We start from the raw sequence: 12,164 nt of genomic DNA on the forward strand, positions 1-12,164 counted from the left end.
TTCATTTCGATTGCGTTTCTTGATGTCCCCGCGGCATGCTCTCCCCGGACATGGGGGATCGCAGCATGCCGGACTGGCCACGCTCCAGCACGACGGATCTCGTCGCCTTCTACGGGGCGCCTGACGCCGACGCGGACGGAGAGGCCGACGCGCGCTGGGAGCGGGACAACATCATCGCCATCCCAGCGCCCTGGACGATGGTCGCGGCCTGGGATCCGAAGCTGCCCATCCGCAAGATCCGCGTGCACTGGCGCGTGGCGGAGAGCCTGCAGCGCGTCTTCGCGAGCATTCTCTCCGGCTACGGCGGCAGCACGGACCGGATCATCGCCGCGCGGCTCCATTTGTACGGCGGCGCCTACAACTTCCGGCTGATCCGCGGCGGATCCAGCCTCTCCATGCACGCCTACGGCGCCGCCATCGACCTCGACCCCGAGCGGAACGGCCTGGGCAAGCCCTGGAAGCCCGACAGCGGCATGATGGCGCGGCCGGTCGTCGAGGCCTTCAAGGCCGAGGGGTGGGTCTGGGGCGGGGACTGGGAGAACAGGCCGGACGCCATGCACTTCCAGGCCGCCCGGTAGCTCCCTTCACACGTTGAAGCGGAACAGCAGGATGTCGCCGTCCTTCACGACGTACTCCTTCCCTTCCACCCGCATCTTCCCGGCCTCCTTCGCCCCCTGCTCCCCGCCCAGCGCCACGAAATCGTCGTAGGCGGTGGTCTCGCAGGCGATGAAGCCGCGCTCGAAGTCGTTGTGGATCACGGCGGCGGCCTGCGGGGCCTTGGTGCCCTTCGTGATCGTCCAGGCGCGGGCCTCCTTCGGGCCCACGGTGAAGTAGGTGATCAGCCCCAGCAGATCGTGGCCGGCGCGGATGATGCGGTCCAGCCCGCTGTCCTTCAGCCCGAGGCTGTCCAGGAACTCCGCCCGGTCCTCGTCCGCCATCTGGCTGATCTCCGCCTCGATGGCGGCGGAGACGATCACGGCCTTGGCGCCCTGCGCGCGCGCCATCTCCTCCACGCGGGCGGAGAAGGCATTACCGGTGGCGGCGGATCCTTCCTCCACGTTGCAGACGTAGAGGACGGGCTTCGTCGTCATCAGCTGCAGCCGGGCGGCGGCGATCTCCTCGCCCTTCGGCACGGCGGTGCGGGCGGGCCTGCCATCGGCCAGGGCGGCGACGATCGGCTCGGCCAGCGCCACGAAGGCCGCGCTCTCCTTGTCGCCGTTCTTCGCCTTCTTCTGGGCGGGGACCAGGCGCTTCTCCAGGCTGTCCAGGTCGGCGAGCATCAGCTCCGTCTCGACCGTCTCCGCGTCCCGCACCGGATCCACGCTGCCCTCGACATGGGTGATGTCCCCGTCCTCGAAGCAGCGCAGCACGTGGACGATGGCGTCCACCTCCCGGATGTTCGCCAGGAACTGGTTGCCCAGCCCCTCCCCGCGGGAGGCACCGCGCACCAGCCCGGCGATGTCCACGAACTCGAGGGAGGTCGGGACCTTCTTCGCCGACTTGCCGATGCGCGCCAGCGCGTCCAGCCGCGGGTCGGGCACGCCCACGCGGCCCACGTTCGGCTCGATGGTGCAGAAGGGATAGTTGGCGGCCTGGGCGGCCGCCGTCTGCGTCAGCGCGTTGAAGAGGGTGGACTTGCCGACGTTGGGCAGGCCCACGATGCCGCAATTAAAGCCCATGGCGGGAAGCGTCCGTGCGTATCTGGGGGTTTGGCGCTGCCCTTACGCCACCCGTGGGGACGGGGCCAGCCCCAGGGTCAGATCCAGGGTCAGCGCCAAGGTCAGCGCCAAGGGCGGCCGCCGGCGCCCTGAGAAGCTTCCGTGACACGCGCCGATCCTCCCGGACGCGCAACATCCCCGGGCGTTGCTCCCCCGAACGAACTCCCGCCACGGGACCCCTGCCATGCCGTACCCGGATCGTCGGACACTCCTCCTCGCCCTCGCGCTCTGCCTCGTGGGCGTGCCCGCCCTGGCGCAGGGCGGCGGGGAACAGGGGCTGGACTGGCTGAAGCTCATCATGTCCAGCATCGGCGGGCTGGCCCTCTTCCTCCTCGGCGTGTCGGAGATGGCGTCCGGGCTCGGCTGCGTGGCGGGCGGCCGGGTGGAGCGCTGGCTGCACGGCGCGACGAACGGCCCGATCCGCGGCCTGGCCACGGGCGTGGCCGCGACCACGGTGCTGGACAGCTCCTCCGTCACCATCATCCTGCTGATCGGGCTGGTGGACTCGGGGCTTCTGAACTTCGCCGCGGCCCTGCCCGTCATCCTCGGCAGCAACATCGGCACCACCGTCTCCTCCCAGGTCTTCGCGCTGGGGGTGGATGACTACGCGCCCGTGGCGCTGGCCGGCGGGCTGCTCGTCCGCGCCTTCGTGAAGAACGAGAAGGTCAGGGGATGGGGGCAGGTGGTCGCGGGGATCGGCCTCATCCTCTTCGGGCTGAACATCCTGGGCGACGCGATGGAACCGCTGAAGGAGCACCCGGGCATCGTGGAGTGGCTCCGCGCCACCGAGACGCCGCTGCGGGGGGTGCTGATCGGCGCGGTCTTCACCCTGCTGATCCAGTCCTCCTCCGCCACGCTGGGGGTGGTGATCACCATGGCTGGCCAGGGGATCATCGACCTGCCGACGGGGCTGGCGATGATGCTGGGGGCGGAGATCGGCACCTGCTCCGACACGCTGATCGCGACGATCGGCCGCTCCCGCGCCGCGGTGCGGGCCGGGCTGTTCCACCTGGGCTTCAACCTGATCACGGTGGCGGTCGGCGTGGCGCTGATCGGCCCGCTGGCGGCGCTCGCCTCCTGGACCAGCTCGGAGACGCAGCACCAGATCGCCAATGCCCACGTCGCCTTCAACGTGATCGGGGCGCTGGCCTTCCTATGGATCACGCCCCTCTGCGCGCGGCTGCTGGAACGGCTGGTGCCGGAGCGGGGCGATGGGGCGAAGGCCGAGAAGGCGCCGGCCTGACCGCCGCTACGCGGTCAGCAGCGCCATCTTCGTCATGAACTCCTCCGGCCGGTCCTCCGCCAGCAGCGGGCAGGCATCGGCCACGGCGTCCAGCAGCCGGTCCAGCCACTCCGCGTCCACCTTGGCGAAGTTGCCGAGGACGTGGCCGTGCACCCGGTCCTTGTGGCCGGGATGGCCGATGCCCAGCCGTACGCGCCAGAAATCGGGGGAGGAGAAGGCGCGCTGCATGTCGCGCAGGCCGTTATGCCCGGCGGCGCCCCCGCCCTTCTTTACCCGGACCTTGCCCGGGGCGAGGTCCAGCTCGTCGTGGAAGGCGGTGATGTCGGTGAGCGGGATCTTCAGGAAGGCGGCGGCGGGCTGCACGGAGTTGCCGCTGTCGTTCATGTAGGTCTGCGGCTTCAGCAGCACGATCCGCTGGCCGGCGATCGTGCCCTCGCACGTCTCGCCCTTGAAGCGGCCGCGCCAGGGACCGAAGCGGTGGCGGGAGGCGATGCGCTCCAGCGCCATGAAGCCGATATTGTGCCGCTGCTTCGCGTGCTCCGCGCCCGGATTGCCCAGGCCCACCCACAGCCGCATCGGAAAGGTCCCCTAAAAGCATGGGGCGCGCCGCTCTCGCGGGCGCGCCCCAAACCTACGTTCGGCAAGGGCCGGGCGGATTTCCGCCCGGCCCTCCGCGTCACTTCTTCTTGGCGGGCGCCGGGGCCGCGGCCTTGGCCGGGGCACCCTTGCCGCCCTTGCCCTTCGGCGCCTCGGCGACGGGGGCGGCCACGATGACCTCCTCCACCACCACCGGCGGGGCAACGGTCAGCACCACGAAGTCGCGCGGGATCGTCGGGCTGGTGCCCTGGTGATCCTTCACGTTGCTCCAGCGCAGCGTGTCGCCGATCTCGGCGGCGGAGACGTCCAGCTCGAAGCGCTCCGGCACGGCGTCCGGGTCCGAGAGAACCTCCAGGTCGCGGCGGACCAGGTTCGGCACGCCGCCGGCCTTGATGCCGGGGGACACGTCCTCGCCCAGCAGCACCACCGGCACCTTCACGCGGATCTTCTGCCCGGCGGCGAGCCGCTGGAAGTCCACGTGGATCGGCTGGTCGGAGACCGGGTGGAACTGCACGTCGCGCATCAGGCAGCGCACGGGCGCTGCACCGGCCACCGCCACCTCGTACAGGTGGGACTGCCAGCCGCCCTTGTGCAGCTCCTTCATCACGTCACGGGGGTCGAGGGAGAGGAGGGTCGCCTCCTGCTTCGCCCCGTAGATCACTGCGGGGACAGAGCCCCCACGCCGGGTCGCGCGCGCCGCCCCCTTACCGGCCCGCTCGCGCGCCGCGGCCTCGATCCGGATGGTCTGGACCATTGCCGTCATTCCTTCGCACGTTGGGTTTGTCATCTCGCGCTGCCGTGCAGGCGCGCGAAAGCCCGCCGGCCTCCAGGGGTGCCGGCGAGCGGCGGGGTTTAACGGCAGAGGGGGCGAAGGGCAAGCCGGAATGGCCCCCCTGCCCTGCCCCTAGCCCGCCCGGCGCCGTCAGTCGGCCTTGATCCCGCCCTCGCGGATCACGCGGCCCAGGCGCTCGGTCTCGTCGCGCAGGTCCCGCGCCGCCTCGGCGACGCCGCCGCCCACCGGCACGCCGCCGACATCGATGATCCTCTGCCGCAGGGCGGGCTCGGCCAGGGCGCGCTGAAAGGCGGCGTTCAGCGTCTCGATCAGCGCGGGCGGGGTGTTTGCGGGTGCTACCACGCGCAGGCGGGCGGAGTATTCCAGCCCGGGCACCCCGGCCTCGCCCATGGTCGGCACCTCCGGCAGCTGCGGCGCGCGCTCCGCCCCCGTGACGGCCAGCGCGACCACCTCGCCGGAGCGGACCTGCGGCAGGGCGCTCGCCAGCGTGTCGAAGTAGAAGGCCACGCGCCCCGCCACGATGTCCGTCAGCGCCGCGGCGCCGGAGCGGTAGGGGATGGCGGTCATCTCCTGCCCGCTGGCCCGGCGGAACACCTCGGCCGCCAGGTGGTTGGAGGACCCGGCCCCCGGCATGGCGTAGGAGAGGCCGCCCCCCGTCTCCTTCGCCTTGCGAAGCAGCCCCTGCACGTCCGTCACGCCCAGGCTCCGCGGCACCACCAGCACCAGCGGCAGGTCGGCGATGGAGACCACCGGGGCCAGGGCGGCGCCACGGAAGGGCGGCGGGTCGTAGAGCGCTTCCACTGTCGCGCAGATCGGCGGGCAGACTGCCAGGGTGTAGCCGTCGGGCCGGGCCTGGGTGAGCGCGATGATGCCTACCGTCGCACCGCCGCCGGCCCGGTTCTCCACCACCATGCCCCGGCCCAGCACGCCGCCGGCCGCCTCCGCGAAGACCCGCGCCATCAGGTCCGTGCCGCCGCCCGGCCCGAAGGGGACGATCAGCCGAACCGGTCGGTCGGGGAAGGTCTGCGCCGCCGCACCGGCGGCGAGGCCGACGAGGAGGGAAAGGCCGAGCGCCAAGGAGCGCAGCTTCGGGAGGGGTGTGAGGGCCATGGGTGAATAACCTCGATGAAGGGCCGGCAGGCGGGCGAGGCGACCGGCATCGCGATGCCGGCTGCCGCGCTGCCCACCAGGCCGGTGCCGCGGGCCGGGCCCTGGTGTGTGGCGGCGTCGTTCAGCACGGGACGGTTGAGTCAGCAAGCGCGTTCAGCAAGCGGAATGCCAGCAAGCGGGATGCCAGCAGGGGAATGCCCACAGGTGGGAGATCGGCCGGTACGGGGCCGTCAGTGCAGAACCCCTAAGCGCGGGGCCGCTATGGCTCGGCCTCAGGTCAGGCCGGCGCCCGGGTTCCCGTTTCCGGCATCGCCAGCCAGACCGTGAGGACGGAGAGCAGCCCCACACCCGCCAGCATGGCGAAGGCCGTCGCGGCGCCGAACCACTCCGCCGCCAGCCCGGCCAGGGTGGTGCTGAGCGTGCCGCCGATCCCGATCGCCAGGCCGAAGACGCCGAGGCAGAGGTTGAAGCGGTTGGTCCCCCGCGTGAGGTCCGCGGCCAGCAGGGGCAGCATGACGCCAAGCCCGGCGGCGCTGAGTCCGTCCAGCGCCTGGACCAGCACCAGCCAGGCCGGCCCCTCCACCAGCATCAGCAGCAGCCCGCGCACCGGCAGGGCCGCGAAGCCGATGAGGAGGGCGATCCGGCGGCCCCTTCTCTCCGCCAGCCGCCCGATTCCCGGCGCGATCAGCGCCATGATGAGCTGCGGCGCGATGATGCAGGCCGCGATGATGAGGTTCGCCTCATCCCCCGCGTTGCGCGTGACCTGCGTGCCGGCCAGCGGCAGCATTGCCGCGTTGGAGAGGGTGAAAAGGCCGCAGCACCCCGCGAAGACGAGCACGCCGCGCTCCCGCAGCAGGTCGCGCAGGCCGCGCAGCGCGCCCCCTTCCCTCTCCCGCGGCTCCGGCTCTGGCGGGTGCAGGTCGGCGCGGCGGATGGCCGCGAGCGCGAGAAGGCTGGGGACGCAGAGCAGGGCGGTGAGCCAGAAGACGGACGCGCCGGAGAGCCAGGCCCCCGCCGCCCCGAGCAGGCCCGCCGCGACGCCGCTGCCCACCGCCGCGTAGCGCGCATTGCGCCCGAGACGCTCCCCCAGCCCTTCCCGCCCCACCAGGGCGAGGCTGATGGCGGCGATGGAGGGGCCGAGCACGCAGGAGGCGATGCCGTGCAGCACCTCCGAGACCATCACCGGCAGGGTCTCCGGCCACACGGCCAGCAGCAGGGCGGAGGCGGCGATGGCGAGGAGCGCGGCGCCGGCGGCTAGGCGCTTGTTCGGCGTGGCGTCCACCAGCGCCCCGGCCGGCACCTGCATGACCATGGTGACAAAGGCGCCGACGCTGAGGGCGAGGCCTATCTCCAGCTCCGTCCAGGCCTGGGCCGTGAGGTACACGGCGATGAAGGGCCCGAATCCCGTCTGGACGTTCGACATGAAGAAATTCAGCCAGTCGAGCCCCCGCCCGCTGCGCCCCGCCACCTGCATGTCGCCCCGGTCAGTTGCTCTGCGGTTGAGCGCCGGGGCCAGTGGGGGGTTGCGCGGGGGCCGGCACAGCCGTGGGCGGCTCGGCGGGCGCGGGGATGGCCGGGGGTGCGGCGGGCTGGGACGCCTCGGCCGGCGGGGCAGCGACCACCACCGGCTCCCCCTCCTTGTAATCGGGGAAGGCGCGCATCTGGTCCCGCGTCAGCTCCAGCCGCACGATCTCCGGCGAGAAGCGCAGGGTCCGCCAGGCCACCGCCACGCGGCGCCGCCCGACGCCGAGGAAGCCGCCATAGTCCAGCACGGCCGCCCGGGGCTGGCCGGCATCGTCCAGAAGCACGTTCACGATCCGCCCGACCACGTCGCCGGAAGGCCCGGTCACCTCCCGCCCGACGATGCGCTGGGAGGCCTCGCGCGGCAGCTCCTCGCGCGCAGCAGGACTGGTGGAGGGGCTGGCGAAGGGACTGCTGGCTGGCGGGGCGGCGGGCGGCGCCGAGGCGTCCGGTGCCGCAGGGCCGCCCCCTTCCGGCCCCGGGGTGCCGGCCGGCGCCTGCGCCACTGCCCCCGGCGCCCCGGAGAGGGCCAGCAGGAGGGCCAGCAGGGGGGCGAGCCGCGGGGCGCGGCGATGGGGCGGAACGCGCATGGCGGGAGCCTAGCTGAACCCACCCCGGACCCCGAAGGGTCGGATGACGGGCCGAGGCGAAAAAGAACGGCCCCGCATCCTGCCGCGCGGCGGGATGCGGGGCCGTGACGCCCGGGCGACGGGAAGCGCCGGGGCTCAGGCCTCGGCCGGAACCTTCACCTCGGTGGTCCAGCCGTGCGGGTCGTTCGACTTGCCGTACTGGATGGCCACGATCGCGTCGTAGAGCTTTTGGGTCAGCGGGCCGGTCTTCCCACCGCCGATGGTGATCGTCTCGCCCTTGTAGGCCAGCTCGCCCACCGGGGAGACGACGGCGGCGGTGCCGGTGCCCCACATCTCCTCCAGCGTGCCGTCGCGCCCGGCCTGCATCACCTCGTCGATCGAGACGCGCCGCTCGCTCACCTTCATCCCCCAGTCGCGCATGAGCTGGAGGGTGGAGTTGCGGGTCACGCCGTCCAGGATCGTGCCGGCCAGCGGCGGGGTGATCACCTCGTCGCCGATCTTCATCATGATGTTCATGGTGCCGACCTCGTCGATCCACTTCCGCTCGACGCCGTCCAGCCACAGCACCTGGGTGTAGCCGGCGCGCTCCGCTTCCTGCTGGGCGGAGAGGGAGGCGGCGTAGTTCGCCGCCGTCTTCGCCTCGCCGAGGCCGCCCTGCACGGCGCGCACATGCGTGTCCGTCGCCAGGATCCGCACGGGCTTCACCCCCTCCTTGTAGTAGGAACCCACGGGGGAGCAGATGACGAAGTAGGTGTAGCGGCGCGCGGGATGCACGCCGAGCATCACCTCCGTCGCGACCACGGTCGGGCGGATGTAGAGGGAGGTGCCGGGCGCGCGCGGCACCCACTCATGGTCCGCCGCCACGATCGCCTCGAAGGAGCGGCGGATCAGCTCCTCATCCATCTCGGGGATGCAGAGGGCGCGGCAGGACTTGTTCAGCCGCGCGGCGTGGCGCCCCGCCCGGAAGATCCGGATGCTGCCATCGGCCTGGCGGAAGGCCTTCAGCCCATCAAACACGGCCTGCCCGTAGTGCAGCACGGAGGTGGCGGGATCCATCTGCATCGGCGCGTAGGGCACCACGCGCGGGTCGTGCCAGCCCTGCCCCTCGTCATACTCCATGACGAACATGTGGTCCGTCAGGACCTTCCCGAAGGAGAGCGAGGTGTCGTCGGGGCGCGAGAGCGGCGTCCGGGTGCGGGTGAAGGGGATGTCCATGCTGCTCATGCGCCGATGTCCGCAATATTGTTGCTTGCTGGCGGACTCTAGCGCAACGCGGTGGGCGCAGGATACCTGATCGCAGCATTCCACCCATGCGTCAGTGTCAGTGACCTAAGTAGCCGGAGCGAGCTCGTTGCGCGGGTCGAGCAGGGCGGGGCTGAGGTCGCGCAGCACATCCGCCAGTTCCTCCAGCAGCGGCCCCAGGGCCGAGGTCTTGCGCCAGAACAGGCCGATGCGGCGGCTGGGCCGGCCATTCTCGAAGCGCAGCAGGTGCAGGCGGTCGGAATGGGCGGCCATGCCCTTCACGGCCAGGGCGGGCATCAGCGTCACGCCCAGCCCGGCCAGCACCATCTGGCGCAAGGTCTCCAGGCTGGTGGCGCGGAACTCCGATCCCTCCGCCGCGCCGGCGAGGTGGCAGACCTCCAGCGCCTGGTCGCGCAGGCAGTGCCCGTCCTCCAGCAGCATGAGGGTCTGGCGCGACAGCTCCTCCACCCGCAGGCTCTCCCGCGCCGCGAGGGGATGGCTGGACGGCACGGCGAGGAGGAAGGGCTCCTCGAACAGCTCCTCGCCGTGCAGCCCGGCCTCGTGCACCGGCAGGGCGAGGATGGCGGCGTCCAGCCGGCCCTCCCGCAGCCGGGCGATCAGCCCGTCGCTCTTCTCCTCCGTGAGTAGGAGCTGGAGCCGCGGGAAGCGCGCGCGGACCTTCGGCATCACCTCCGGCAGCAGGTAGGGCCCGATGGTCGGGAAGACGCCGAGGCGGGCCACGCCCTCCTCCGGCCGGCTGAGGCGGCGCGCGGCCTCCTTCATCCCTTCCATCTCGGCGAGGATCCGGCGCGCCCGCGCCACGGCGTCGCCGCCGGCCGGGGTCATCATCACCCGGCGTCGGTCCCGCTCGAACAGCGCGACGCCCAGCTCCTCCTCCAGCTTGCGGATCTGGGTGGAGAGGGTGGGCTGGGCGACGGAGCAGGCCTCGGCGGCGCGCCGGAAGTTCCGGTGGTCCGCCAAGGCCACGAGGTACTGGAGTTCGCGCAGGTTCATGCGCGCGCCCCCTGCCCCTCCCGGCCCCCATCCGGAAGCCGGGAAGGATGGCGCCCCATCAGGCGGCCTTGGCCTGGAGCGGCGCCGCGGCCTCCGCCGGGGCGGAGGCGCGGATCAGGTGGTCGAAGGCCGAGAGCGCGGCCTTCGCCCCCTCGCCGGCGGCGATGATGATCTGCTTGAACGGCGTGGTCGTGCAGTCGCCGGCCGCGAAGACGCCGGGCAGCGAGGTCTGCCCGTGCGCGTCCACGATGATCTCGCCGCGCGGGGAGAGGTCCAGCGTGCCGCGCAGCCACTCCGTGTTCGGGAGCAGGCCGATCTGCACGAAGATGCCCTCCAGCGCGATCTCGTGCATGTCGCCGGTCACGCGGTTCTCGTAGGAGAGGCCGGTCACCTTCGTCCCGTCGCCCAGCACCTCGGTGGTGCGGGCGGAGACGAGGATCTCCACGTTCGGCAGGCTGCGCAGCTTGCGCTGCAGCACCTCGTCCGCGCGCAGCTTCGTGTCGAACTCCAGCAGCGTGACGTGCTTCACGATGCCGGCGAGGTCGATCGCCGCCTCCACGCCGGAATTGCCGCCGCCGATCACCGCCACGCGCTTGCCCTTGAACAGCGGGCCGTCACAGTGCGGGCAGTAGGCCACGCCCTTGTTCTTGTACTCCTGCTCGCCCGGCACGTTCATCTGCCGCCAACGGGCGCCGGTGGTCAGGATCACGGTCTTGGCGTGCAGCGTGGCGCCGCCCGCGAGGCGGAGGGAGGCCATCCCGTCGTCGACGTTCAGCTCCTCGGCGCGCTGGAGGTTCATGATCTTCACCTCGTTCTCGCGAACGTGGTGCTCCAGCGCCTGGGCGAGCTTCGGCCCTTCGGTGTGCGGCACGGAGATGAAGTTCTCGATCCCCATCGTGTCCAGCACCTGGCCGCCGAAGCGCTCGGCCGCCACGCCCGTGCGGATGCCCTTGCGCGCGGCATACACGGCCGCGGCCGCGCCGGCGGGGCCGCCGCCGACGATCAGCACTTCGAAGGGCTCCTCGGCGCTCAGCTTCTTCGCCTCGCGCTCCGCGGCACCGGTGTCCAGCTTGGCGACGATCTCCTCGACGCCCATGCGGCCCTGCCCGAAGACCTGCCCGTTGAGGTACACGGTCGGCACGGACATGACCTGCCGCGCCTCGACCTCGGCCTGGAACAGCGCGCCGTCGATCGCGACGTGGCGGATGTTGGAGTTCAGCACCGCCATTAGGTTCAGCGCCTGCACCACGTCCGGGCAGTTCTGGCAGGACTGGGAGAAGTAGGTCTCGAAGGTGAACTCGCCGTCCAGGTCCTTCACCGCGTCGATCACGGCCTGCTCCACCTTCGGCGGATAGCCGCCGACCTGCAGCAGGGCGAGCACCAGCGAGGTGAACTCGTGGCCCATGGGCAGGCCGGCGAAGCGGAGGGAGATGTCCTGGCCCGGGGAGGTGAGCGCGAAGGAGGGCGCGCGCTCGCCGTCGCGGGTCTCGGTGACGGAGATCCTGGAGGAGGCCGCCTGAATGTCAGAGAGCAGCTCCATCATCTCGCGCGACTTGGGGCTGTCGTTGACGGAGGCCGTGATGTGGATGGGCCGCACAGCCCGCTCCAGATAGGCCTTGAGCTGCGTCTTCAGGTTGGCGTCCAGCACGGGGCGGGCTCTCCGGTCGGTAAGGGGGCGAGGGGCTGGTGGGGAAGGTGCCGCCCGCCCCGGGGGAAGGGCGGGCGGCGGTACGCGGATCAGATCCTGCGGTTCAGATCTTGCCGACCAGGTCGAGCGACGGGGCGAGGGTGGCCTCACCCTCCTGCCACTTGGCCGGGCAGACCTCGCCCGGGTGGGCGGCCACGTACTGGGCGGCCTTGACCTTGCGGACCAGGTCCTCGGCATTGCGGCCGATGCCCTCGGCGGTGATCTCGACGGCCTGGATCACGCCCTCGGGGTCCACGATGAAGGTCGCGCGGTCGGCCAGGCCCTGGCCCTCGCGCAGCACGTCGAAATTCGTGGAAATGGCGTGATTCGCGTCGCCCAGCATCGTGTACTGGATCTTCGCGATCGTCTCGGAGGCGTCGTGCCACGCCTTGTGGACGAAGTGCGTGTCGGTGGAAACGGAGTAAACCTCCACGTCCATCTTGCGCAGCGCCTCGTAATGATCGGCCACGTCGCCCAGCTCGGTCGGGCAGACGAAGGTGAAATCGGCCGGGTAGAAGAAGAACACGGCCCAGCTGCCGAGAACGTCGTTCTCGGACACCTCGATGAACTTGCCCTGCTTGTAGGCGGTCGTCTTGAAGGGCTTGATCTTGGTGTTGATGTTGGCGGCCACGGGCGATCTCCTTTGCCT

12 protein-coding genes are annotated in these 12,164 nt (G+C 71.5%); 2 read left to right on the forward strand and 10 right to left on the reverse strand.

What is annotated here, in order from left to right; genetic code table 11:
• The first annotated feature begins 65 nt into the window (after nucleotides 1–65).
• Nucleotides 66–578: a M15 family metallopeptidase gene (locus VQH23_RS00835; RefSeq protein ID WP_338663716.1), complete on the forward strand. Its 513-nt coding sequence runs from the start codon at nucleotides 66–68 to the stop codon at nucleotides 576–578.
• Nucleotides 579–584: 6 nt separating this feature from the next.
• Here VQH23_RS00835 and ychF read toward each other — a convergent pair whose 3' ends face one another.
• On the reverse strand, nucleotides 585–1,679 hold the full coding sequence (gene ychF / locus VQH23_RS00840; protein WP_338663717.1) for a redox-regulated ATPase YchF: 1,095 nt from the start codon (nucleotides 1,677–1,679) through the stop codon (nucleotides 585–587).
• A gap of 223 nt (nucleotides 1,680–1,902) precedes the next feature.
• Here ychF and VQH23_RS00845 point away from each other — a divergent pair, with 223 nt between their 5' ends.
• Entirely contained in the window at nucleotides 1,903–2,961 is a 1,059-nt protein-coding gene (locus tag VQH23_RS00845) for a Na/Pi symporter (RefSeq protein ID WP_338663718.1), read from the forward strand.
• Nucleotides 2,962–2,967: 6 nt separating this feature from the next.
• On the opposite strand, the gene pth is transcribed toward VQH23_RS00845, so the two are convergent.
• From pth to ahpC, 9 genes are all read right to left on the reverse strand, one after another.
• Nucleotides 2,968–3,537, reverse strand: a complete 570-nt coding sequence (gene pth, locus VQH23_RS00850) for an aminoacyl-tRNA hydrolase (protein WP_338663719.1) — start codon at nucleotides 3,535–3,537, stop codon at nucleotides 2,968–2,970.
• Between the two features lie 100 nt (nucleotides 3,538–3,637).
• Nucleotides 3,638–4,312 carry a 50S ribosomal protein L25/general stress protein Ctc gene (locus tag VQH23_RS00855; RefSeq protein ID WP_338663720.1) on the reverse strand — a complete coding sequence of 225 codons (675 nt, stop codon included), beginning with the start codon at nucleotides 4,310–4,312 and terminating at the stop codon, nucleotides 3,638–3,640.
• Between the two features lie 168 nt (nucleotides 4,313–4,480).
• The gene (locus VQH23_RS00860) at nucleotides 4,481–5,461 is read right to left on the reverse strand and encodes a tripartite tricarboxylate transporter substrate binding protein (protein WP_338663721.1); all 981 of its coding nucleotides are present in this window, start codon (nucleotides 5,459–5,461) and stop codon (nucleotides 4,481–4,483) included.
• Between the two features lie 277 nt (nucleotides 5,462–5,738).
• Nucleotides 5,739–6,884: an MFS transporter gene (locus tag VQH23_RS00865; RefSeq protein ID WP_338663722.1), complete on the reverse strand. Its 1,146-nt coding sequence runs from the start codon at nucleotides 6,882–6,884 to the stop codon at nucleotides 5,739–5,741.
• Nucleotides 6,885–6,945: 61 nt separating this feature from the next.
• On the reverse strand, nucleotides 6,946–7,572 hold the full coding sequence (locus tag VQH23_RS00870; RefSeq protein ID WP_338663723.1) for a PRC-barrel domain-containing protein: 627 nt from the start codon (nucleotides 7,570–7,572) through the stop codon (nucleotides 6,946–6,948).
• Nucleotides 7,573–7,707: 135 nt separating this feature from the next.
• A complete protein-coding gene (locus tag VQH23_RS00875; RefSeq protein WP_338663724.1) occupies nucleotides 7,708–8,796 on the reverse strand; it encodes a branched-chain amino acid aminotransferase in 1,089 nt (362 codons plus the stop codon).
• 105 nt (nucleotides 8,797–8,901) lie between these two features.
• A complete protein-coding gene (locus VQH23_RS00880; RefSeq protein ID WP_338663725.1) occupies nucleotides 8,902–9,828 on the reverse strand; it encodes a LysR substrate-binding domain-containing protein in 927 nt (308 codons plus the stop codon).
• A gap of 58 nt (nucleotides 9,829–9,886) precedes the next feature.
• Nucleotides 9,887–11,476 (reverse strand): alkyl hydroperoxide reductase subunit F, encoded by a 1,590-nt coding sequence (gene ahpF / locus VQH23_RS00885; protein ID WP_338663726.1) that lies wholly within the window; start codon nucleotides 11,474–11,476, stop codon nucleotides 9,887–9,889.
• Nucleotides 11,477–11,579: 103 nt separating this feature from the next.
• On the reverse strand, nucleotides 11,580–12,146 hold the full coding sequence (ahpC, locus tag VQH23_RS00890; protein ID WP_338663727.1) for an alkyl hydroperoxide reductase subunit C: 567 nt from the start codon (nucleotides 12,144–12,146) through the stop codon (nucleotides 11,580–11,582).
• Nucleotides 12,147–12,164: the final 18 nt, after the last annotated feature.

The organism is Pararoseomonas sp. SCSIO 73927 (assembly GCF_037040815.1).
Taxonomy (GTDB): Bacteria; Pseudomonadota; Alphaproteobacteria; order Acetobacterales; family Acetobacteraceae; genus Roseomonas.

What these genes read in the sequence shown, in the direction of transcription:
- VQH23_RS00835 (WP_338663716.1), top strand. Translation starts at nt 66, where the DNA reads ATGCCGGACTGGCCACGCTCCAGCACGACGGATCTCGTCGCCTTCTAC.
- ychF (WP_338663717.1), bottom strand. Translation starts at nt 1,679, where the DNA reads ATGGGCTTTAATTGCGGCATCGTGGGCCTGCCCAACGTCGGCAAGTCC.
- VQH23_RS00845 (WP_338663718.1), top strand. Translation starts at nt 1,903, where the DNA reads ATGCCGTACCCGGATCGTCGGACACTCCTCCTCGCCCTCGCGCTCTGC.
- pth (WP_338663719.1), bottom strand. Translation starts at nt 3,537, where the DNA reads ATGCGGCTGTGGGTGGGCCTGGGCAATCCGGGCGCGGAGCACGCGAAG.
- VQH23_RS00855 (WP_338663720.1), bottom strand. Translation starts at nt 4,312, where the DNA reads ATGGTCCAGACCATCCGGATCGAGGCCGCGGCGCGCGAGCGGGCCGGT.
- VQH23_RS00860 (WP_338663721.1), bottom strand. Translation starts at nt 5,461, where the DNA reads ATGGCCCTCACACCCCTCCCGAAGCTGCGCTCCTTGGCGCTCGGCCTT.
- VQH23_RS00865 (WP_338663722.1), bottom strand. Translation starts at nt 6,884, where the DNA reads ATGTCGAACGTCCAGACGGGATTCGGGCCCTTCATCGCCGTGTACCTC.
- VQH23_RS00870 (WP_338663723.1), bottom strand. Translation starts at nt 7,572, where the DNA reads ATGCGCGTTCCGCCCCATCGCCGCGCCCCGCGGCTCGCCCCCCTGCTG.
- VQH23_RS00875 (WP_338663724.1), bottom strand. Translation starts at nt 8,796, where the DNA reads ATGAGCAGCATGGACATCCCCTTCACCCGCACCCGGACGCCGCTCTCG.
- VQH23_RS00880 (WP_338663725.1), bottom strand. Translation starts at nt 9,828, where the DNA reads ATGAACCTGCGCGAACTCCAGTACCTCGTGGCCTTGGCGGACCACCGG.